22 protein-coding genes are annotated in these 21,335 nt (G+C 65.7%); 12 read left to right on the top strand and 10 right to left on the bottom strand.

The window, feature by feature from the left end; genetic code table 11:
- Window positions 1–18: 18 nt before the first annotated feature.
- Both NGK62_RS21030 and NGK62_RS21025 read left to right on the top strand, forming a co-directional pair.
- Window positions 19–759: an SDR family NAD(P)-dependent oxidoreductase gene (locus tag NGK62_RS21030; RefSeq protein ID WP_223283325.1), complete on the top strand. Its 741-nt coding sequence runs from the start codon at window positions 19–21 to the stop codon at window positions 757–759.
- A complete protein-coding gene (locus tag NGK62_RS21025; RefSeq protein WP_059379765.1) occupies window positions 756–1,586 on the top strand; it encodes an SDR family NAD(P)-dependent oxidoreductase in 831 nt (276 codons plus the stop codon). Before NGK62_RS21030 ends, NGK62_RS21025 begins: the two co-directional genes overlap by 4 nt.
- Before the next feature lie 51 nt (window positions 1,587–1,637).
- On the opposite strand, the gene NGK62_RS21020 is transcribed toward NGK62_RS21025, so the two are convergent.
- From NGK62_RS21020 to NGK62_RS20990, 7 genes are all read right to left on the bottom strand, one after another.
- A complete protein-coding gene (locus NGK62_RS21020; protein WP_013393765.1) occupies window positions 1,638–1,859 on the bottom strand; it encodes a YMGG-like glycine zipper-containing protein in 222 nt (73 codons plus the stop codon).
- A gap of 9 nt (window positions 1,860–1,868) precedes the next feature.
- Window positions 1,869–2,276, bottom strand: coding sequence for a hypothetical protein (locus NGK62_RS21015; RefSeq protein ID WP_251880176.1), 408 nt, complete (start codon window positions 2,274–2,276; stop codon window positions 1,869–1,871).
- Between the two features lie 144 nt (window positions 2,277–2,420).
- Entirely contained in the window at window positions 2,421–3,143 is a 723-nt protein-coding gene (locus tag NGK62_RS21010) for an ABC transporter ATP-binding protein (RefSeq protein WP_059379766.1), read from the bottom strand.
- Entirely contained in the window at window positions 3,140–3,874 is a 735-nt protein-coding gene (locus tag NGK62_RS21005; RefSeq protein ID WP_118933093.1) for an ABC transporter ATP-binding protein, read from the bottom strand. The genes NGK62_RS21010 and NGK62_RS21005 overlap by 4 nt, the downstream gene beginning before the upstream one ends.
- Complete coding sequence (locus NGK62_RS21000; protein ID WP_059379768.1) at window positions 3,871–4,818, bottom strand: branched-chain amino acid ABC transporter permease; 948 nt, start codon at window positions 4,816–4,818, stop codon at window positions 3,871–3,873. The genes NGK62_RS21005 and NGK62_RS21000 overlap by 4 nt, the downstream gene beginning before the upstream one ends.
- On the bottom strand, window positions 4,815–5,678 hold the full coding sequence (locus tag NGK62_RS20995) for a branched-chain amino acid ABC transporter permease (RefSeq protein WP_118933091.1): 864 nt from the start codon (window positions 5,676–5,678) through the stop codon (window positions 4,815–4,817). The genes NGK62_RS21000 and NGK62_RS20995 overlap by 4 nt, the downstream gene beginning before the upstream one ends.
- Window positions 5,679–5,696: 18 nt before the next feature.
- Window positions 5,697–6,905, bottom strand: coding sequence for an amino acid ABC transporter substrate-binding protein (locus NGK62_RS20990; protein WP_251880174.1), 1,209 nt, complete (start codon window positions 6,903–6,905; stop codon window positions 5,697–5,699).
- 299 nt (window positions 6,906–7,204) lie between these two features.
- Here NGK62_RS20990 and NGK62_RS20985 point away from each other — a divergent pair, with 299 nt between their 5' ends.
- From NGK62_RS20985 to sorU, 4 genes are all read left to right on the top strand, one after another.
- Window positions 7,205–9,619 carry a penicillin acylase family protein gene (locus NGK62_RS20985; protein ID WP_251880923.1) on the top strand — a complete coding sequence of 805 codons (2,415 nt, stop codon included), beginning with the start codon at window positions 7,205–7,207 and terminating at the stop codon, window positions 9,617–9,619.
- 251 nt (window positions 9,620–9,870) lie between these two features.
- Window positions 9,871–10,503 carry a class I SAM-dependent methyltransferase gene (locus NGK62_RS20980; RefSeq protein ID WP_059379772.1) on the top strand — a complete coding sequence of 211 codons (633 nt, stop codon included), beginning with the start codon at window positions 9,871–9,873 and terminating at the stop codon, window positions 10,501–10,503.
- Window positions 10,504–10,698: 195 nt separating this feature from the next.
- Window positions 10,699–11,946, top strand: coding sequence for a SorT family sulfite dehydrogenase catalytic subunit (gene sorT / locus NGK62_RS20975; protein WP_251880172.1), 1,248 nt, complete (start codon window positions 10,699–10,701; stop codon window positions 11,944–11,946).
- Entirely contained in the window at window positions 11,943–12,287 is a 345-nt protein-coding gene (sorU, locus tag NGK62_RS20970) for a SorU family sulfite dehydrogenase c-type cytochrome subunit (RefSeq protein ID WP_059379774.1), read from the top strand. The genes sorT and sorU overlap by 4 nt, the downstream gene beginning before the upstream one ends.
- A 135-nt stretch (window positions 12,288–12,422) precedes the next feature.
- Here the strand turns inward: sorU and NGK62_RS20965 are convergent, their stop codons facing one another.
- From NGK62_RS20965 to NGK62_RS20955, 3 genes are all read right to left on the bottom strand, one after another.
- On the bottom strand, window positions 12,423–14,858 hold the full coding sequence (locus NGK62_RS20965; protein ID WP_251880170.1) for a TonB-dependent receptor: 2,436 nt from the start codon (window positions 14,856–14,858) through the stop codon (window positions 12,423–12,425).
- Window positions 14,859–14,957: 99 nt separating this feature from the next.
- Window positions 14,958–15,977, bottom strand: a complete 1,020-nt coding sequence (locus NGK62_RS20960) for a FecR family protein (RefSeq protein ID WP_251880168.1) — start codon at window positions 15,975–15,977, stop codon at window positions 14,958–14,960.
- A 4-nt stretch (window positions 15,978–15,981) separates the two neighbouring features.
- Complete coding sequence (locus tag NGK62_RS20955) at window positions 15,982–16,611, bottom strand: RNA polymerase sigma factor (protein ID WP_251880166.1); 630 nt, start codon at window positions 16,609–16,611, stop codon at window positions 15,982–15,984.
- A gap of 227 nt (window positions 16,612–16,838) precedes the next feature.
- Between NGK62_RS20955 and NGK62_RS20950 the strand changes: the two genes are divergently transcribed.
- The 6 genes from NGK62_RS20950 to arsH all read left to right on the top strand — a co-directional run bounded on the left by NGK62_RS20950 (window position 16,839) and on the right by arsH (window position 21,275).
- On the top strand, window positions 16,839–17,165 hold the full coding sequence (locus NGK62_RS20950) for an ArsR/SmtB family transcription factor (protein ID WP_059379779.1): 327 nt from the start codon (window positions 16,839–16,841) through the stop codon (window positions 17,163–17,165).
- A 13-nt stretch (window positions 17,166–17,178) separates the two neighbouring features.
- Window positions 17,179–17,673, top strand: a complete 495-nt coding sequence (locus NGK62_RS20945) for an ArsI/CadI family heavy metal resistance metalloenzyme (RefSeq protein ID WP_059379780.1) — start codon at window positions 17,179–17,181, stop codon at window positions 17,671–17,673.
- A gap of 8 nt (window positions 17,674–17,681) precedes the next feature.
- Window positions 17,682–18,182 carry an arsenate reductase ArsC gene (locus NGK62_RS20940; protein ID WP_059379781.1) on the top strand — a complete coding sequence of 167 codons (501 nt, stop codon included), beginning with the start codon at window positions 17,682–17,684 and terminating at the stop codon, window positions 18,180–18,182.
- A 4-nt stretch (window positions 18,183–18,186) separates the two neighbouring features.
- Complete coding sequence (gene arsB / locus NGK62_RS20935) at window positions 18,187–19,266, top strand: ACR3 family arsenite efflux transporter (RefSeq protein ID WP_251880164.1); 1,080 nt, start codon at window positions 18,187–18,189, stop codon at window positions 19,264–19,266.
- Window positions 19,267–19,269: 3 nt separating this feature from the next.
- Entirely contained in the window at window positions 19,270–20,457 is a 1,188-nt protein-coding gene (locus tag NGK62_RS20930; protein ID WP_251880162.1) for an MFS transporter, read from the top strand.
- A 95-nt stretch (window positions 20,458–20,552) separates the two neighbouring features.
- Window positions 20,553–21,275, top strand: a complete 723-nt coding sequence (gene arsH, locus NGK62_RS20925; protein ID WP_251880160.1) for an arsenical resistance protein ArsH — start codon at window positions 20,553–20,555, stop codon at window positions 21,273–21,275.
- Window positions 21,276–21,335: the final 60 nt, after the last annotated feature.

Raw genomic sequence — 21,335 nt, 5'->3', positions numbered from 1 at the left:
CAATCTTTCCATCATCACATGAGCAAAATGAACTATCCGGATCTGGCAGGGAAAATCGCGGTCGTCACGGGCGCCGGGGGCGGTATCGGTCGCGCCATGGCGGCGGCGTTCCGCCAGCAGGGCGCGACCGTGGTCGCCACCGACCTGGACCTTGAGGCGCTGTCGGGCGTGGACGCGGATTGCCGCCAGCTGGACGTCACGCAAGCGCAGGCGGTGCGCGAGCTGGCCGACGCGGTGGCCGCGCGGTACGGCGCGCTGGACGTGTGGGTCAACAATGCCGGCTTCATGGCGCGCATGCCCGCCCTGGACCTGGACGAAGCCGCCTGGCAACGCACCATGGACATCAACCTGAAAGGCACGTTCTTCGGCGCCCAGGCGGCTGCGCGACACATGATTGCGCAAGGCAGCGGCGCCATCATCAACCTGTCCAGCTATGCCGGCGTCAAGCCGCGCCCGAATTGCGCCGACTACGCGGCGGCCAAGGCCGGCGTGGCCCATCTGACCCAATGCCTGGCGCTGGAGTGGAGCCCCAAGGGGCTGCGCGTCAACGCCATCGCGCCCGGTTTCATTGAAACGCCGATGAGCAGCTGGATGCACGCCGACGCCGCCACCTATGCCGAATACGTCGAGCGGCTGCCGGCGCGGCGCGTGGGCCAGCCGTCCGAGATCGCCGACGCGGCGCTGTACCTGGCCTCGCAGGCATCTGCCTATGTCACCGGCCACGTGCTGATGGTCGACGGCGGAGTCTCCAAGACATGAGCGGCGGCAAGGATCTGGCGTCGTGGTGGAACGGCAAGGCGGCCGTGGTGACGGGCGCGGCCAGAGGGCAGGGCGCGGCCGAGGCGTTGCGCTTGTTGCAGGCCGGCGCGACCGTCTACGCGCTGGACGTCTTGCCCGAAGGCGACGCGACCTGGACGGAATTGCGCGCGGCGGCGGGCGCGGATGCCGAACGGCTGCGCATCCGGGTGGCGGACGTGGCCCGCGAGTCCGATTGGCTGGCGTTGGCTGACGAGATTTCGCAGGCGGGCGTGCCGCTTTACGGCCTGGTCAACAACGCCGGCGTGACCCTGCGCAAGACCGTGACCGAGACCACGCACGCGGAATGGCGGCGGCTGCTGGACATCAATCTGGACGGGCCGTTCCTTGCCATCCGCAACCTGGCCGCGCTGATGCCGCAGGGCGCGGCCATCGTCAACACGTCCTCGACGGCCGGACTCACCGGCTACTTCAGCGCGGCCTACACCGCCAGCAAGTGGGCCTTGCGCGGCCTGACGCGGGCGGCGTCGCTGGAGCTGGCCGGGCGCGGCATACGCGTCAACACGGTATGTCCGGGTTTGGTGGAAACGCCCATGATCATGCAGCCCAATGCCGTGCATGACGCAGGCCGGGCGCGCCTGTTCTATGAAGGCAACCGCGACGCCACGCCGCTGTCGCGCGGCGCGGATGCCGACGAGATCGCGGCGGCGGTGATGTTCCTGTTGGGACCGGAGGCTTCGTTCATCACCGGCGCGGATCTGCCGGTCGACGGCGGCATGACGGGAGGGGGCGTGTACTGGCGGATCGGCAAGTCCACCGGCAATCTGTAGCGACAGTCCCGGGCCGCGGCCCGGGACTGTCCATTGCGCAAGGGCGCAGGCTTAGTGCTTGTCGCCGTAGATGTTGCCGGCGATGCCGCCGGCGGCGGCGCCGATGGCGGCTCCGGTCCAGCCGCTGCCGCCCGCGATGGCGGCAATGCCCGCGCCGGCGGCCGCGCCGATGGCCGCGCCCGACAGCGTGCCTTGCTGCTTGGAACTCATGTTGGTGCAGGCAACCAGCGACCCCATCATGAGGCCTATGGCAATCGATCGGATGACTTTCATGGCTGACTCCTAGCGGGCGCGCTTGGCGGGAGCGGCGGGGGTGGCCGGCGCCGCGGGCGCGACGATTTCGAACCAGAGCGTTTCGACCACGGGGCGGTCCATCCGGGTCGGATTGGCGGCGTACCAGCTATCCAGTCGTTCGCGCACCGAATCGAGCGTATGGCTCTGCAAACCCCTGGCAAAGCGCGGGATCAGCGTCTGGTTGTCGGCCGGCGCGCGGCGCTGCTGATAGGCTTGCTCCACTTGGATGAGGTTCGCCATGCCCAGCAGGTAGGCCTTCTTCAGATTTGTGTCGGACTCCGTCCATTGCTTCCCGGTGACGATGGGCGCTGGATCGGAAGGCGCCGCCGTCACCGGCGCGGCGACCAGCAACGACAGCGCTAGCGCTACAGGACCTAACAGGTGTTTCACTTTCATCGCATCGCTCCTTGGAGGAACAAAAGACAGAAAAACAACCCAGTGACGCCATACGCGCCGCGCGCTTGCAAGGGCCGGGCGGCGGGCGACAACAATCAATGTAGGCTCGAAAGCAGGCCGGCGCAAGAGGCGCGGCGGACCGGTTCAGATTCCCAGATAGGCTTGCCGAACCTTGGGATCGGACAGCAGCGATTGCGCTGGACCGGAAAGCGCGATGCGGCCGGTTTCCATGACATAGCCGCGGTCGGCGCCCGTCAGCGCCAGGTGGATGTCCTGCTCCACCAGCAGCACCGTGACGCCTTCCTGGCGGATGCCGGCCAACACCTCCATCAACTGCTCGACCACCACCGGCGCCAGGCCCAGGCTCATTTCGTCGATCATCATCAGCGCGGGCGCGGCCATCAGCGCGCGCGCCATGGCGCACATCTGCTGTTCGCCGCCGGACATGCTGCCGGCGAGCTGGCGGCGGCGCTCGGACAGCCGCGGAAAGTAGCCGTAGACGCGGTCCAGGTCGCGCGCGACGGCCGCCTTGCCGCGGCGGCGGTAGGCGCCCATGAGCAGGTTGTCCTGCACGGTCATGCGGTCGAACAGCTGGCGTCCCTCGGGCACCTGCACCATGCCGCTGGCGAAGGCCTCGTCCGGCGTGGCGCGCGACAGCTGGCGGCCGTCCATCACGATGCTGCCGGTGCAGGGCAGCACCCGCGACAGCGCCCGCAGCAGGGTGGTCTTGCCCGCGCCATTGCTGCCCACCAGCGCCACGATCTCGGCGCGGCGGACCTCGAGCGCAATATCCTGCAGCACCGGCAGCTCGCCATAGCCGGCGCTCAGCCCTTCCACCTTCAGCAGCGGGGCGGCGGCGTCGTTCATGCGCGCCTCTTGCCCAGATAGGCCTGCACCACCTCGGGGTCGGCCAGCACCTCGTCGGGCGCGCCGTCCGCGATCTTTTCGCCGTGATGCAGCACCAGCAGCCGGTCCGACAGGCTCTTGATCGCCTTGATGACGTGTTCGATCACCAGCACGCTGATGCCGCTGGCGCGGACCTTGCGGATGACCTCGATGACCTCGTCGATCTCCACCAGGTTGAGCCCGGCCATGACTTCATCGCACAGCAGCACCTTGGGCTGCATGGCCAGCGCCTTGGCCAGTTCCAGCCGCTTGCGGCCCGGCCCGCCCAGCTCGTCGGCGCGCTGTCCGGCCGCGCGGCCCAGGCCGACGAAATCCAGGCAGGCACGCGCCTGCTCGCGCGCCAGCGCCAGCTTGGGCTGGCCGCCGCCATGCCCGAACAAGGCGCCCACCGCCACATTGTCCAGCACCGACAGGCCGGGGAAGGGCCGCATGATCTGGAAGGTGCGGCCTATGCCCAGGCGGGCGCGCCTGTACGCCGGCAATGCGTCTATCGGCTTGTCCTGGAACAGGATCTCGCCCGCGGTCGGCGCAAGCGTGCCGCTGATCAGGCTGACCAACGTGGTCTTGCCGGCGCCGTTGGGACCGATCAGGCCGAGGATCTCGCCCTCGGCCAGCGTGAAGCTGACCTGGTTCACGGCCACCAGCCCGGCAAAGCTTCGGGTCACGTTGCGCACGTCCAGGATCGGGTTCATAGCCGGTGCGCCCGTATGTTGTCGGCGAAATAGCGCCAGCCCGACTTGCGCGCGCGCCGCAGCAGGTCGGCCAGACCGCGCGGCATCAGCACTACCGCCGCGACGATTACCGCGCCGTAGAACAGCCCCGCCACGCTGGTTATCTCGCTGGACAGCAGTTCCGATATGGCCGACAGCGAGAACGCGCCCACCACCGGGCCGAGCACGGTGCCCGCGCCGCCGAACACGGCCATGATGATCATCTTCACGTTCAGGCTGATGTCGAAGGCGCTTTCAGGATCGAGGAAGGTGATCCAGTAGGCATGGATGCCGCCGGCCAGGGCGCTGAACACCCCCGAGATGGCAAACGCCGTCACCTTGTACAGCGTCGTGTTCACGCCCATGACGGCCGCGCCTTCCTCGTTTTCGCGAATCGCGATCAGGCCGAAGCCGAAGCGGCTGCGCGTGAGCCAGGCGACGGTAAGCGTGGCCAGCGTCAGCAGGCCCAGGGCCAGTTCGTAGAACAGCGGGTCGTTGTTCAGCGGCGGCAGCACCAGTCCGATGTTCTGCCCGGCCAGCCCGATGTTGGAGACGATGGCCGTCATGACCTGCGCCAGCGCCAGGGTGGCGATGGCGAAGTAATGGCCGCGCAGCCTCAGCACCGGCATGCCCAGCAGTACCGCGAAGACCAGGGCCAGCACGACGCCCAGCGCCAGCCCCGCGGCGAATGGCAGTTCCCACTGCGCCATGGCGATGGCCACGCCGTAGCTGCCCAATCCATAGAAGACGGAATTGCCGAAGGACGCATAGCCGGCGTATCCGCCGATGATGTTCCAGCCCTGGGCCAGCACCGCCAGCAACAGCGTGTTGATGCCGAACTGCACCAGCACGTCGGAGCCATACCAGGGCACGCCTGCCAGCACGGCCAGCGCCAGCAATGCCAGCAGTACGCGCGGCGTCTTCATGCCGCTCTGCCCAACAGGCCGCTGGGCTTGACCAGCAGCACCAGCACCAGGATGCCGAAGCTGGCCACATCGGCGTAGGTCGGTCCCACGTACAGCGTGGTCAGCGATTCGACGATGCCCAGGAACAGGCCGCCCACCATCACGCCCAGCGGATTGTCCAGTCCGCCGATGATGGAAATGGCGAAGCACTTCGCGGTCAGCGTGGCGCCGATGTAGGGATTGATCTGCGAGACCGTGCCGTACAGGCCGCCGGCCGCGCCTGCCAACGCCAGGCCCAGGCCGAACGTCACCGCGTACAGGTGGCGCGGCTCCACGCCATAGAGCCTGGCGGCGACCAGATTCTGCGCGGTGGCGCGGATCGCGCGGCCCAGGCGGCTGTGCAGCAGGAACAGCCACATGCCCAGCGTGATGGCCAGCGCCACGCCAAAGGCGGCCAGCCGCGCCATGGGCAGCGTGACGGGACCCAGCGCATAGCTGTCGCCGGCATAAGGCGGGTTGATGGTGCGGAAGTCGGCCGAGAACGCCAGCTGCGCCAGATAGGTCAGCACGACCTCCAGGCCGAAGGTGATGAGCAGGGTGTTGAACATGGGCGCGCGCACCACCAGATTGAGCAACCCGCGCTGCAAGGCGTAGCCCAGCAGGAACATCGCCGCCGCCGTCAAGGGCAGGCCCAGGAAGGGATCGACGCCCGCGTCGTTGTACAGATACCAGGACGCGTACGCGCCCAGCATGATGAACGCGCCGTGCGCCAGGTTGACGATGTTCAGCACCCCCCAGACCAGCGCCAGGCCTTGCGCCATCACGGCATACAGCCCGCCGAGCAGTATGCCGTTGACGAGGATTTGCGCGAGCAGATCCATCGTGTCCTCCCGCCGGTCCTAGCGCGCGTTCCAGGCTGGCATCGGATACTTGGGCTGCGTGATGAAGCCCTTGGCGCCGTAGATCTCGGCCAAGCGGCCATCCTGCACCTGGATCACCACCTGAGGCAGGTCGATCTGCCCCTGGGCGTTGAAGGCGACTGGGCCGTACAGGCTGTCGAACCTGATCTTGGCCAAGGCGTCGCGCACCTTCTGCGGATTGGCGCTGCCGGCGCTTTCCATGGCGTAGACCAGCGCTTCGACGTCGGCCACGCCGGACGCCGCGTGATAGTCCGGGTCATAGCCGAACTTGGCCTTGTAGGCGCGGGCGAACTGCTCCGCGTCGCCGAACCAGCGGTCCTTCAAGGCCGCCGAAGGCAGCCATGCCGTCATGCCAAAGGCGTAATCCGCGTCGCGGCCCAGCGCCTTGCGGAAATCCTCCGACGGCACGCCCACGGTGAAGGAATACATCTTGGGCGCGACGGCCAGGCTCTTGGCCTGGCGCACGAAATTCAGGATCTCGGTTTCGTGTCCGGCCACCAGCACCGCATCCACGTTCTTGCTCTTGATCTGCGACAGCAGCGAGTTGAAGTCGGTGGCGTTGGTGCTGTAGCGCTCGTCCATGGCGATGGGCAGGCCCGCGGATTTCAGCAACGGGCGGGTGCCCTCGGCCACCGAGACGTCGAAGGCGTCATCCGCATACAGCAAGGCCACGCTGGCCGGCGCTGGCTTGAGCATCTTCAGCATTTCCACGGTGCTGCCGAAGTAGTTGCTGGCCGGAGCCAGCGTGCCGAAGATGTACTTGAATTTGCGCGAGAAAATCTGATCCGAGGCGCCGCCGCCCTGGACCATGGGCACCTTGTACTTTTCCGACACCGCCGAGTCGGCCAGCGCGAAATTACTGGCGAAGGGACCCAGCAACAGATTGGCCTTGTCCTGCGTGACGAGTTGCGTGTACTGCCGCACGCTCAGATTGACGTCCGACTGGTTGTCGTAGATCTTGAGCGCCAGCTTGCGCGTTTCGCCGCCGATCTTCACGCCGCCCGCGGCGTTGATCTGGTCCACCGCCATCTGGTAGGCATCGCGGTAGTAGCGGCCGGTGTTGGCGACGGGGCCGGTCAGTTGCACGGACGCGCCCAGCAGGACATCGGGCGCCGGCGCCGCTGCCGCGGCGGCGCTGTACAAGGCCAGCGCCAGGACGGGCAGGGCGAGCAATAGTCTCCGAGACATGATGATGTCTCCTGCAAGTTCCTATGCGGTCCATTTTCTGCCCATGCGTTTACGTCTACCTGAACCTCGGCAGGGGTCGGCGCTGGTTACATATTCTGACTAAGCTGATCAAATGAAACAGCGTTCCACCGCAAGCCGATTTGGTTGTACATATGGCAAGGGCCTGGAGCGGCCCTGACTGTCGCATTGGGCGGCATGACCCTCGATGCCCGACAGGCAGATAGAAGACAAATAAACCCGAGGAGGAGTCAATGCGTATGTTCAATCGCAGGGCCGCGGCATTCCTGGCGAGCGGGCTCATGGCAGTGCTGGCAGGCTGCGCGTCGCCCGGAGGCAAAAAAGAAACCGTCGATATGAAGGGGCTGTCCCAGCCCGTGGAGATCGTGCGCGACCGCCACGGGGTGTCCCACATCTACGCGCAGAACCAGGACGACCTGTTCTTCGCCCAAGGCTTCAACGCGGCGCGCGACCGCCTCTGGCAGCTCGACCTCTGGCGCCGCCAGGGCGAGGGCAAGATGGCCGAACAGTTCGGCCCGCGCTTTGTCGAGCAGGACCGCGCCGCGCGCCTGTTCCTGTACCGCGGCGATATGCAGGCCGAATTCGCCAGCTACCATCCGCAGGGCAAGGCGATCCTCACGTCCTTCGCGGCGGGCATCAATGCCTATATTGATTGGGTCAAGGCCAATCCCGAACAGATGCCGCCGGAATTCAAGCTGACCGGCACCGAACCCGGCTATTGGAGCCCCGAGACCTCGCTCATCCGCATCTACGGCCTGACCCGCAACCTCAGCGAAGAGGTGCGGATGGCGCAACGCGTCGCGGCGCTGGGCCTGAACGCCGTGCAGGGACTCAGCACCTTCGAGCCGCCTCTGGCGCTGCAGGTGCCAGCTGGACTGGACGTGCGCGACGTCGACAGCAAGGTCCTGGGGGACTACAACCTGGCGCGCAACGGCCAGAAATTCGTCGCCGCCGACTTCCCGCGCAGCCCGCTCGCGGCCGCGGAGCGCGAAAAGCTCGCGCAGGAATTGTCCGCCAACCTGCTGGCGTCGCTGGATCCTGCGTTCGACCCCATGGCGACCCGCTACGAGAGCAACAACTGGACCATAGCCGGGCAGCATACGGCCAGCGGCAAGCCCATCCTCGCGGGCGATCCGCACCGGTCCATCACCATGCCATCGCTGCGCTACATGGTGCACCTGAACGCGCCGGGCTGGAACGTGATCGGCGCCGGTGAACCGGCGCTGCCGGGCGTGTCCATGGGCCACAACGACCGCATCGCTTTCGGACTGACGATCTTCGCCTTCGGCGACGAGGAAGACCTGTACGTCTACGACACCAACCCCGCCAAACCGGATGAGTATCGCTACAACGGCCGCTGGGAAAAGATGCGGCAGGTGGACGAGTCGATCCCCGTGCGCGGGCAGTCCGCCGCGGTGCGCCAGCTGAAGTTCACCCGCCACGGCCCGGTGATTTACGTGGATCCGGTGAAGCGCAAGGCCTATGCCTTGCGCGCGGCCTACCTGGAATTCCCCGGAACCGCGGCCTATCTTGCCAGCCTGCGGCTGAACCAGGCGCAGAACTGGAACGAGTTCGTCGCCGGCATGGAGAAGCACTACACCCCCAGCGAGAACATGGTGTACGCCGACGTGGACGGCAACATCGGCTGGTTTGGCGGCAGCATCGCGCCGATACGCCCGCGCGCGGATTGGTCCGGGATGCTGCCGGTGCCGGGCAATGGCGAGTTCGAATGGCGCGGCGTGCTGCCCGGCAGCGCGCTGCCCCGCGCCTACAATCCGCCCGAAGGCTATATCGCCACCGCCAACGAATACAACCTGCCGGCCGATTACCGCTATAAGGACATGTCGGCGCGAACCTGGGCCGAACCCTACCGCGTGCAGCGCATACGCGAGGTGCTGGCCGACAGCAAGGGGCAGACGGTGCAGAGTTCGCAGTCGCTGCAGTACGACAACCTGTCCATTCCGGCGCGCACGCTGACGGGCTACGCGAAGTCGTTGAATTCGGCCGATCCCGCGACGTCGCAGGCCTTGAGCATGCTGAAGGACTGGGATGCCCGCGTGGGAACGGAATCGCGCGCGGCGACCGTCTACGAGTTCTGGCTGCCCGAGGTCGTCAAGCGCGTGACTGAACTCTACGTGCCGGCCAACGGCCGCGCCGCCTTCGGCAATCTGTCCACCGCGAAAACGCTGGAGAAGCTGGCCACGCCGGACAGCGCCTTCGGCGCGCAGCCGCAGCAGGGCCGCGACGCGCTGCTGTTGCAGGCGCTGAACGACGGCCTGCAGAAACTGCGCGCCAAGCTGGGACCGGATTCCTCGCAATGGCAGTGGGGCAAGCTGCACCACATCCAGTTCGAGCACAGCCTGGCCGGCCTGTTGCCCGAGGCCACTGCCAATGCCTACGGCACGCCGCGCTATCCGGTCAGCGGCGACAACGACACCGTGCACCGCGCCACGTTCCGCGCCAGCGACTTCCGCCAGACCAGCGGCGCGTCGTACCGCCAGGTGATCGACGTGGCCGACTGGGACAACTCGCGCATGCAGAACGTGCCGGGACAATCCGCCGACCCGCGCAGCCCGTACTACCAGAACCTGCTCAAGGACTGGGCTACCGGCGAGTACTTCCCCATGGCGTTCAGCCGCGCCAAGGTGGATAGCGAGAAGGCCGGCACCCTGAATCTGCGGCCGGCTCAGCGCTGATTCAGGCCAGGCCTCCCGTGGAGCGCCGTTCGATCAGCGTGGCCTGTGGGTGATCGAACGGCGCGCAAACGCAGGCAGGCGGGAGTTATGCAACCTGAACTTTCCGCCTGCGGTCGCGCATGGGCGCGGCAGGCATGCCTTGCGCGGCTGAATTGACAAGGGTGCTTACCGACGGTTGCGGGCGCGGCGGGCCTTGCGCAGTTAAGGTTTCGGGGTCGTACGGAATTCCCGATCCAGGAGACTGAGGCCTCATGCATTCCACGCAATCCTACAAGACCGTTGTTCCGCGCCAGCCTGCGAGCCGCTCGCCGATGGGCTGGTTGCAGGAGCGCACGCAGTTCGTCCGGGCGCTGCTGTCCAATCCCGCGGCCATAGGCGCGGTGGCGCCATCCGGCCCGGCGTTGGCCGCGGCCATTACCGCTTGCATTCCGCCCGGCGCGGGCAAAGTCCTGGAACTGGGCTGCGGCACGGGCGTCTTCACCCGCGAAATGCTGCGCCGGGGCGTGGACCCGGCCAATCTGGTGCTGGTCGAACAGGACATGGCCATGAGCAGCAGCTTGCAGGCGCAGTTTCCGGAGGCGGCGGTGCTACGGGTGCCGGCGCAGGATCTCTGCCGCAAGCGCCATCCCGAAATGGATGGGATCGGCGCCGCCATCTGCGGCCTGCCGTTGCGCAATATGAGCCAGGCGCATCACCAGCAACTGCTGGCCGCCGTATTCGACGCGCTGCCGGCAGAGGGCTCGATGGCCCTTTTCACCTATGGGGTGCGCTGTCCGATATCCGCCAGCGTGCTGGAGGCCTGCGGCTTGATGGCCAGCAAGGTCAGGTTTGTGCCGCTGAACCTGCCGCCGGCTTCGGTCTACCGCCTGGTCCGGCAGGCGTAGGCGGCTGGCCTATCCAAACGGGCTAGGGCAGGGTATTGCAAATAACTAATTGACACGAAAAGATCGCTCAACCAACATCGCAGTCATAACTATTGGCGGCCTGGGACACGTGCGTGCGGGGTAAACAGCCACGTCGTAGCAGGCCGGCAGGGTTCTGGAACACCAACGATTCCGGACCCCAACGAGGAGACTGCAATGCGTTCATCCCTGATCGAGAGCGCGGCGCGACGGCGCCTGTTGGCTGGCGGCGCCAGCGCCCTGGCCGCAGCAGGCCTGGGACGCGCGGCATTGGCCGCCGAGCAGAAAGCCGCGCCAGCCGCGGCTGCCGCACCGGCGCCGGCATCTGCCGCCAAGCCGCTGCCGGTTTATGCGGCCTGGAAGCAACCCGATGCGATGATCGTGCACAGCGCCAACACCATAGAGACGCGGCGCGAGGCCTTCGGCAACGGGGTGGTCACGCCGCTGCGCCAACTCTACGTGCGCAACAATCTGCCGCCGCCTGACGAGTCCATCGTCGCCGACCGGGACGCATGGGTCGTCGAAATCGCCGGAGTGGCCAAACCGATGTCGTTGAGCGTGGGGCAATTGAAGACCATGGGCTTGCAGACTTTGGCCATGGTCTTGCAGTGTTCCGGCAACGGCCGCGGCTATTTCCCGAACAAGCCCAGCGGCACGCCCTGGCAGGTCGGCGCGGCCGGTTGCGTGATCTGGAGCGGCTTGCCGGTCAGCGTGCTGGTCGAGCACTGCGGCGGCATGGAGGCGGCGGCCGTGTTCATGACCGGAACCGGCGGCGAGAAGCTGCCTGACGGCCTGGATCCGAACATGGTCATGGTTGAACGTTCCGTGCCCAAGGAAGCGATGCGGGATGCGCTCTTGGCGTGGGAGCTGAACGGCGAGCCGATCCCGCTGGCCCATGGCGGTCCCTTGCGCCTGATCGTGCCGGGCTACACGGGCGTGAACAGCGTCAAATACATCAAGCGACTGGCCTTCACCGAAAAGGAAAGCGCGGCCGCGATCCAGCAGACCGGCTATCGCCTGGCGCCGCCGGGCCAAAAGGGAGACCCCAGCCAGCCCTCGGTCTGGGCCATGGGCGTGAAGTCGTGGATCAATACGCCCAATCCGGCCGCCTCCACCTTGAAGGCCGGGCGCGTCGTGGTGCAAGGCGTGGCTTTTGGCGGCACCAACGGCATCAAGCTGGTCGAGGTTTCGATCGACGGCGGCAAAAACTGGCAGAAAGCGGAACTGGTCGGCCCGGATCTGGGGCGTTATGCGTGGCGCCAGTTCGCATTGCCGGTGGAACTGACGGCCGGCGAACATGTGCTCGTCAGCCGCGCGACCGATACCGAAGGCCGGGTGCAGGAAGAAGAACGTCCGCAGAATTCCGGCGGATACATCAATAGCAGTTGGCGCGATCATGCCGTGGCCGTGGTGGCCAAGGCATGAGGGAAACCGCGCTGGCGTTACCCAGGAAGCGCGCATTTGGCGCCGGCTTATTGATCGCCTGCCTGCATGCCGGCGTGTTGGCAGCCGACCCCGACATGGAGGCGGGCCGCGCCTTGTTCGTCGGCGCGACGCCAGCCTGTGCGATATGCCATACCCTGAACGACGCCCAGTCCAGCGGCGCCATCGGCCCCAAGCTCGATGAGCTCAAGCCCGATGCGGCGCGCGTGGAGACGGCCATCCGCAACGGCATCGGCCAGATGCCGGCTTATACGAGCTTGTCGGATAAGGAAATCGAGGTGTTGGCGGCGTATGTGGCCAAGGCTACCGGCGCGCAGCAGTGAGCGCGGCGCCGTGCGCCAGTATCCAGAGCGCTGCGCACGCGTCTGGCGCGGAGCGATACTGGAACCGGCAGGCTGAGATGCCTGCGGCCATGAGCGGGGGCCGCGCCGCAGCCGGCGGCTCGGCCTGCTCATGGTTTAGAAATCGATGGATGCCGACAGCAGCACCGACCTGGGCGAGCCCAGGCGCAGATACCCCTCGGATGCCGACGACCAGTAATCCTTGCCGAATACGTTGTTGACCGTGGCGCGCAGCGTGACGGGGTGATCGAAGGCGCGGGTGGCGTAGCGCATGCCCAGGTCCCAGCGGGTCCAGCCCGGGATGCGGCGGCTGTTTTCCAGGTTCTGGTACTGCCAACTGGTCGACAGGGCGCGTGCGCTCAAGGTAAGCCCGGGCGCGAACGAGGGATCCCATTCCATGCCGATATTGGCCATCCAACGCGGCACGCCCACGGCGCTGTTGCCATCGGTTTGAGGCTTGGCGGTGCGGATCATCGTCGGCTGGATGTAGGTGACGCCGCCCAACAGGCGCACGCCGCGCGCCAGTTCGCCATAGGCGTTGAATTCCACGCCGCGGTTGCGCTGTTCGCCGCTCATGTCGTAGCGGGTCACGCCGTTATCGACAGTCGTCAGGCCGGAGGGCTGCTTGATCTGGAACAGGCCCAGCGTGGTCGTGAGCGTACCGAAATCGACCTTTACCCCAGCTTCGATCTGCTTGGTCTTGATGGGCGCGAAGATCTCGCCTGCGTTCGAGGCGCCAGCCGGCGCGATGGGGCCCGCTGTCAGGCCTTCTATGTAGTTGGCGTACAGCGAGACATCGGTCCATGGCTTGACCACCAGGCCGAAGGCCGGCGTGACGGCCGATTCGTCGTAGCTGGAAGTCTCCCGGCCGGTGGTGTAGCTGTAGTTCGTCGCCTTCACTGTCTGGTAGCGCAGGCCAGCTGTGAATTGAACGCGGTCATCGGCAAAGGAGAGGGTGTCGGCCAGCGCGACAGTCGGCAGCTTCAGCAGGGAAGTGCGCGGCGGCGAGCTGGATAGGCCGTCGATCGACGGTTTGGGGATGTCGGCAGGATCGTACAGATTGGATGGCGACAGGCCGAAAATGTAGTAGTCGTAATAGCCGGCGCGCTGCTCGAACGTGGAGTAGCTGAGACTGGCTTCGTGCTTCACGGGGCCGGTGCTGAAATTGCCGCGCGCGCCCCACACGGTGGAAACGTTCTGCTCGTAGCTGGGCCAATAGTACGGGCGCATCAGCAGTTCGCCGGTTGAGCCGACCACTATCGGGTCGGCGTACAGGTAGCGATTGTTGCTGCGCCGGTAGCCTACGCCGCCGAATACGGTCAAATGCGGGGCCAGGTCGTACTCGGCGTGCAACACGCCATAGTTGTCGCGCGACTTGGCATAGCCCCAGTCAGGGGAGTAGCCCTTGGAAGCATCGGGCGGGCGCGGCACGGGCAGGCTGTCGCCGAAGATCAGCACGCCCGAATCGCCCGGCGCGTCGATGTTGTTGGTCTGGTGGCCGGCGTCCAGCGATACGCGCAGCCGTTCGCCGCGGTAATCCAGGCCGACCACCGCCACGCCGAGCTGGTTGGATTGGTTCTGCACCGCCGTATCGCCGTCGCGATATGACCCGTTGAAACGGAAGCCGAATTCCTGGTTCTCGCCGAAGCGCCGTCCGATGTCGACCATGCCGCCAAATCGGGAATCGGACTGATAAGTTGTTGTCAGCCGGGTCAATGGGTCGTCGCCGGCGCGCTTGGGGACGACGTTGATGCCGCCGCCCACGCTGCCGCGGGGGCTCATGCCGTTCAGCAGGGCGGTCGGACCCTTGAGCACTTCCACGCGCTCGACGCCATCCAGCGCGATGGTGCGCAGCGGCAGCATGCCGTACAAGCCGTTGAACGATACATCCTGGTTGCGCACCGGAAAACCGCGGATCTGGAATTCGTCGCCGGTTCCGGCGACCGAGCCTTGCCCGTCGTTGACCGTGCGCACCGACGCGTCGTTCGCCAGCACGTCGGCGATGGAGTTGGCCTGCTGATTCTGGATCAGTTCAGCGGTGTAGCTGGCGATATTGAACGGCGTGTCCATCGCATCGCGTTCGCCCAGCAGGCCGACCCGGCCGCCGCGCGCGACCTGGCCGCCGGCGTAGGGTTCGGGCAGTTGGGAGCTTCCCATTACCTGCACCGGCGCCAATGTAGTCACCGCCGGAGTCTGCGCGGCGCCGGTCACCGCGTACCCGCCGCCAGGCGTGGACGCGGCGGACAGGCCGGATCCCTGCAACAGCCGGGACAACGCTTCCCGGACCGTCATGCGGCCGGCCACTGCCGGCGCCTGTTGCGCGGCAATCTGGGCGCCGCCGGCCATGATGGGGGTGCCGGTCTGGCGTGAAAGCATGGTGAGCGCCGTGTTCAGCGACTGCGCAGGCACATCGATGGCATGGAGCTGTTCCGGCGCCGTCTGGGCCTGGTTTACGGCGGGTACGGCGGCCAGCGCCATGGCCATGCCGCCCGACAGCGCCAGGCCCAGCGCGGAACGGCCCAGGAATGGCCGGCAAATACCGGATTGGTGCATTTCAACTCCGTCTATCGAGAAATCCGCCGCCCCGATGGCGGCCTTATCGATACAGAAGACGGATGAGGCGCGAAAATGGAGACACCCAGCCGGGAAAAATCAGCGCAGCCGCAGTACGACATCGCCGTTCGGACGGGATTCCGCGCGTAGCGGGAGTATCGCTTCAAGCAGATTCGCCGCGTTGTCGGCGTCGGCGCTGCGAAAGCGCCCGGTCAGGCGCAGCGCGTTGACCTTCGGATCGGCAGTCCTGAGCGGGCGCTCGCGGAAGGCGTTGATGGCAGGCAGGGCCTCGTCCAGGCGTAGGTTGTCGAACCATAGCCAGCCATTGCGCCAGGCGGCGATGCTGTCAGGATCGATGCGCCGGACGGCATCCACTTTGCCGCTACGCCAGTTGACGGCGGTGTCGGCGTGCAGATCCAGGGCAGGGCCACTGCGCGCCAGGCTGTACCAACGGACATCGGGCAGAGCAGGGCGGAAGCGCACATGGCCTTCTTCCACGGCCACGGAGACTGCACCGCCACGGTCGCTGACGCTGAACACCGTGCCCACGACCTCGACCTCGCCGCCGCGGGTGCGGACGCGGAATGGGCGGCTGGCGTCGGCGGCGACCGTGAACAGCGCTTCGCCCTGGGTCAGTTCCACCAGGCGTTCGTGCCGGTAGAGACTGACCGCGAGGCGCGTGCCCGGACTCAGGTCGATGCGGGTGGCCGGGCCGCCGTCATCGCGTTGATCGGGTACCTGCGCCTGCGATAGTTGGCGAGATCCAGTTTCGTGGGATGCCTGGTACAGCGGCTGCCGCCAGTACCAGCCCGCGCCGAACAAGGCGGTACAGGCGCCCGCGGCTGTCCAGCCCAGCAGCGCACGGCGAGGCAACCGGCGATCCGAGGCAAGGATGAGGTCCTCCTGGTCGAACTGCGTGCGCATTTCCGGCGCCATGGCGGCAAGCAGTTGCCAGCGCCGGAAGGCTTCGAGGTACGCGGCCTCGTGCTGCGGCGTACGTGCGCGCCAAGCGGTCAGCCGGGAAGCCGCCTGGCGCGCGGCGCGTTCGGTTGCGACTTCAGCAGTAGCGATCAGGCTCAGGGCCTGGTCGATGAGCGCCTCGTCGAGGATCTGCGGCATGATGTCAGTCGCTCGCGCCCGTGACGTGAGCGCTCCCGCGTTCCCGGCCGCCGCGGACTTCAGATTCCAGGTACAGGTTGCGCAACGCGTGCGAACAATCCAGGGTCGCGCGCACCAGATGCTTGGCGACTGCCGCTTCCGTGATACCCAGCTTTGCCGAGATTTCGGCGCGGCTGTAGCCGTAGGCGCGGAACAGCAGAAAGACCTGCATCCGCCGCGCGGGCAGAGACGCCAGCACCGCGGCTACGCGCTCGACCATCTGGCGCTGCGACACGACTTGCTCGGCGGACGGCGCCATCGCTTCGGCTTCCAGCGGTCCATGCAGGGCCAGCCAGTTCTGCGAGACCTTGCGGCGGCGCGCCTCATCGATGCAGAGATTGTGCGCGACGCGGAACAGCAGGCCGCGCAAGGATTCGATCGCGGGGCCGTTCTTTCGTGCCTGGTCCAGGCCGTTGGCGTAAACGCGCTCGAAGCTTGCCTGGGCAATGTCGGCGGCGTCGTCCGGGTTCCGCAATTGGTAGTTGAGATGCCGTTGCAGGTCACGGTAATGGCAGAGCAACTCGTCGGCGAATCTGCGTACTGCCGTGGTAGCGGCGGGCCGTTGGATGGAACGAATTGGGGAGGATGCGGACATCGGGGCTGGAGAGAGAAAACGGGCTTTGGTCAGGACAGCGCGGTCATGGGCATGTTCAATAATGATTCCCATTATTGTTGCTTGGATCCTGGGCGGCAAGCAATCGTTTACGCGAAGGCTCAATACGCATAATGTGTATTATGTAAAGTAAGAGATATGAGCTTCGCGCTCTATCCGCGGCGGTTCTCCATTGGCTAATAATTCAACAATCGTTGTATGATTGAATCATGAACGAAGATCAAGCCATCTCAGCGCTCGGCGCTCTTGCCCATCCCCAACGACTGCGGACTTTCCGCGCGCTCGTGGTGGCCGGGTTGCCAGGACTCATGCCTAGCGTCCTGGCGGACCAGCTCGGAGTCGCGCGCAACACGCTTTCCTTTCACCTGAAGGAGCTGGCGCATGCGGGCCTGGTCAGCGTCGAGCAACAGGGGCGCAATCTGATCTACCGCGCCGATTTCTCGAAGATGAATGGCTTGCTCGGTTATCTCACCGAGCATTGCTGCCAGGGAGCGCCCTGCGAGGCTTCCGGTCCCGCGGCCTGCACGACCTGCTAATCAGGAGTTCTCCATGAAGCGCTTCCACGTCCATCTACACGTCGATGACCTGGCCAGGAACATTGGTTTCTATTCCCGGCTTTTCGCCCTTGAGCCAGCCCGCGTCGAATCCGACTACGCGAAGTGGATGCTGGATGATCCTCCTGTGAACTTCGCCATATCGACCCGTGGCGCCGGCCTGGGCGTTGATCATTTCGGGATTCAGGCCGACAGCGCCGAGGAACTGGATGCATTGAAATCCCGGGCGCAGGCTGCGAGCCTGGTTCTGGATGACCAGGGAGAAACGTCCTGCTGCTACGCCCGCAGCGAGAAATACTGGGTCACCGATCCACAAGGATTGGCTTGGGAGCACTTCCACACGCTGGGCTCCATCCCCGTCTATGGCGAGGCGCACAGCGCTCATGTCGATCAGGTGGCGGCGCCCGACTGCGGTTCGCCGTCGATCAAAGCTGCGGCGCCCACCGGTTGCTGCACCCCAAAAGCAAACTCCACTACCCGTTGCTGCTAGGAAATCTCATGTCGCACTCCCCTTTCAATGTGCTCTTTCTATGCACAGGCAATTCCGCGCGTTCAATCCTGGCCGAAGGGCTGCTTAAGGGTTTGGGCGCTGGCCGGTTTCAGGCGTACTCGGCTGGTAGCACTCCCAAGGGCGAGGTCCACCCTCTAGCTCTCGCCACCCTCAAATCCTATTCGTTGCCCGCGGATGGGTACCGGAGCAAGAGTTGGGACGAGTTCGCCACCCCGGATGCCCCCAGGATGGACTTCATCATCACGGTGTGCGACAACGCTGCGGGTGAAGTCTGCCCGGTATGGCCGGGCCATCCGATGACTGCGCACTGGGGCGTGGCGGATCCCGCGGCGCATGAGGGCAGCGAGGAAGAACGCCTCAAGGCCTTCCACGAAGCTGCGCGAATGCTCAAGCGCCGTATCGAACTGTTCTTGTCCTTGCCGCTTGACCGCCTGGACGCCATGTCGCTGCAGACCGAGCTGCGCGGCATTGGCCAGTCCCGGGAGTAAACCGATGTCGTCCAGTACGCAGGCGGCGCCGGCCCCGCGCGAGCGCCCCGGGATGAGTGTTTTCGAGCGCTACCTCACGTTGTGGGTCTTCCTCTGCATCGTCCTGGGGGTGACGCTTGGGCAGCTCATGCCGGCGTTGTTCCAGGCGATTGGCCGCCTGGAGGTCGCCCAGGTCAACCTGCCGGTTGGGGTCCTGATCTGGGTGATGATCATTCCGATGCTGCTCAAGGTGGACTTCGGCGCACTGGGCCAGGTCAAGCAGCATTGGCGCGGCATCGGCGTGACGCTGTTCATCAATTGGGCCGTCAAGCCCTTTTCGATGGCCTTTCTGGGGTGGCTATTCATCCGCCAGATCTTTTCCCCGTGGTTGCCCGCCGACCAATTGGATAGCTACATCGCCGGCCTGATCCTCCTGGCCGCGGCGCCGTGTACCGCCATGGTCTTCGTCTGGAGCCGGTTGACCGGCGGCGATCCGGTTTTCACGCTGTCCCAGGTGGCGCTGAACGACACCATCATGGTGTTCGCGTTCGCGCCCGTGGTTGGACTGCTGTTGGGTCTATCGGCCATCACCGTGCCTTGGGACACGCTCTTGGTGTCCGTCGGGCTGTACATCGTGATTCCGGTCATTCTTGCCCAGCTCTGGCGCCGGGCGCTGCTTCGCCGCGGCCAGGCGGCGTTTGAAGCGGCGCTGGAGCGAATCGGGCCATTCTCGATGGCCGCCCTGCTGCTGACGCTGGTACTGCTCTTCGCGTTCCAGGGCGAGGCCATCATCGGGCAGCCGCTGGTTATCGCCATGCTGGCCGTACCCATTCTTATCCAGGTGTTCTTCAACTCCGGCCTGGCGTACTGGCTCAATCGCCGGGTCGGCGAGAAGCACAGCATTGCGTGCCCGTCGGCGCTAATCGGCGCATCCAATTTCTTTGAACTGGCCGTTGCCGCCGCGATCAGCCTGTTTGGTTTCCAGTCCGGTGCCGCGTTGGCGACTGTCGTTGGCGTGCTCATCGAGGTGCCCGTGATGTTGCTCGTCGTGCGGATCGTCAATCGGAGCAAAGGCTGGTATGACGCTGGCGCCATGCGGAATTGATTTATGGCCAGCGCCCCTGTCCGCGTTGTCGGCGCCCTGGGAACGGCCCAAACCCTGGCCTGGGCGTCTTCCTACTACTTGCCGGCAATGCTGGCCGATCCAATGGCTCGCGATCTGGAGCTCTCCGCGCCAACGGTATACGCGGCCTTTTCGATAGCCATGGTCGCATCGGCACTGGTCGGCCCGTGGGCAGGACAAGCAATCGATCGTCGCGGTGGCCGCATCGTGCTGGTCGGCACGAGTTTGCTGTTCGCCTTGGGGCTGGGGATGCTAGGCAGCGCTCAGGGGCTCTGGACGATGGTGGCCGCCTGGCTCGTCATGGGAGTGGCGATGGGATCCGGACTATACGAGGCGGCGTTTTCCAGCCTGGTGCGCCTCTATGGTCATCGTGCCCGTGGCGCCATTACGGGGATCACGCTGATCGCAGGGTTCGCCAGTACCGTGGGATGGCCGCTTTCCGCCTGGATGGAAGCGCAGTTTGGCTGGCGCGGCGCATGCCTGGGCTGGGCAGGCTTGCATCTATTGGTCGGCCTGCCGCTGAACGCCTGGCTCCCCAAGGCGGCGGCTGTTCCGAAGGCGGAAGCCCCGAATGTCACCGGCAGCGTGGATGCCGGGCCGCGCGCCGTGCCCGAGTCGAAACCGCAGAGGTATGCCACTGCCCTCCTCGCCTTCGTGTTTGCAGCGACCTGGTTCATCAGTACCGCGATGGCCACGCACTTGCCGCGCATGCTGGAAGCTGCTGGCGCGACCCTCGCCGCTGCTGTGGCCGTGGGCGCGCTGATCGGTCCCGCGCAGGTGGCTGGACGCCTACTCGAGTTTGGGCTTCTACGCCAGGTTCATCCCTTGTTGTCGGCACGCCTGGCGGCTCTTGCGCATCCGGCCGGCGTTGCGGTGCTGTTGACCGGCGGACCGGTAATGGCGCCGGTGTTCGCCATTCTGCACGGAGCGGGCAACGGCATTCTGACCATCGCCAAGGGCACGTTGCCGTTGGCGCTGTTTGGCCCGCAGGGCTATGGCGCCCGCCAGGGATGGTTGATGATGCCGGCGCGTGTCGCGCAAGCGGCCGCCCCGTTTCTCTTCGGCCTGGCGCTGGACGCGTGGGGCGCCAACGCTCTGTGGCTATCCGGGGCCATAGGCTTGGCGGCCTGCGCAGCCTTGCTGGTACTGCGAGCGCGGCCTGCGGTCGATTGAAGTTTGAATTCCGTATCAATAGAGGTGTTTCATGAGTTCCATCACGATTTATCACAATCCGGCCTGCCGCACGTCGCGCGATGCGGAGGGCAACCGTGTCTGAGTTCCTCGCCGATTCGCCGAATATCGATCCCTCGCTGTTTGAAAAACCAAGCCTGGCCGAGCTGTTCTCGCCCGAACGGGCCACGCACGCGCCGCGCTTCCTGCTGTTGTATGGGTCGTTGCGTGAGCGTTCTTACAGCCGTTTGGTTGCCGAGGAAGCGGCGCGCGTGCTCGAGGCGCTGGGCGGCGAAACCCGGTTGTTCAACCCTTCCGGCCTGCCGCTGGTCGATGACGCCACGGAGGACCATCCCAAGGTTCGTGAGCTTCACGAATTGGTCCAATGGGCCGACGGCATGGTCTGGAGTTCGCCCGAGCGTCACGGCGCGATGACGGGATTGATGAAGACGCAGATTGACTGGATCCCGCTGTCGGTGGGCGCCGTGCGACCGACTCAGGGCAAGACGCTGGCGGTGATGCAGGTGTCGGGCGGCTCGCAGTCGTTCAACGCCGTGAACCAGATGCGGGTGCTGGGGCGCTGGATGCGCATGTTGACTATCCCGAATCAATCGTCGGTAGCCAAGGCTTACCAAGAGTTCGACGATACGGGACGTATGAAGCCCTCCCCTTACTACGATCGAATCGTGGACGTTGTCGAGGAGTTGATGAAGTTCACGTTGCTCACTCGGGATGCAACACCCTACTTGGTGGATCGCTACAGCGAACGCAAGGAAACCGCCGCTGCGCTGTCGAGCCGAATGAAGCAAAGCTCAATCTAGCTGTGGCGGAGGGCAACTTGCGGCTGAGCTGCGTGTTCCAGACGCTGAAATCACTGGGGT

The organism is Achromobacter sp. Marseille-Q4954 (assembly GCF_943737025.1).
GTDB classification, from domain to species: domain Bacteria; phylum Pseudomonadota; class Gammaproteobacteria; order Burkholderiales; family Burkholderiaceae_B; genus Achromobacter; species Achromobacter bronchisepticus_A.
The sequence above is the reverse complement of the archived record's forward strand: the minus strand, read 5'-3'. Positions and strand labels throughout refer to the sequence as shown.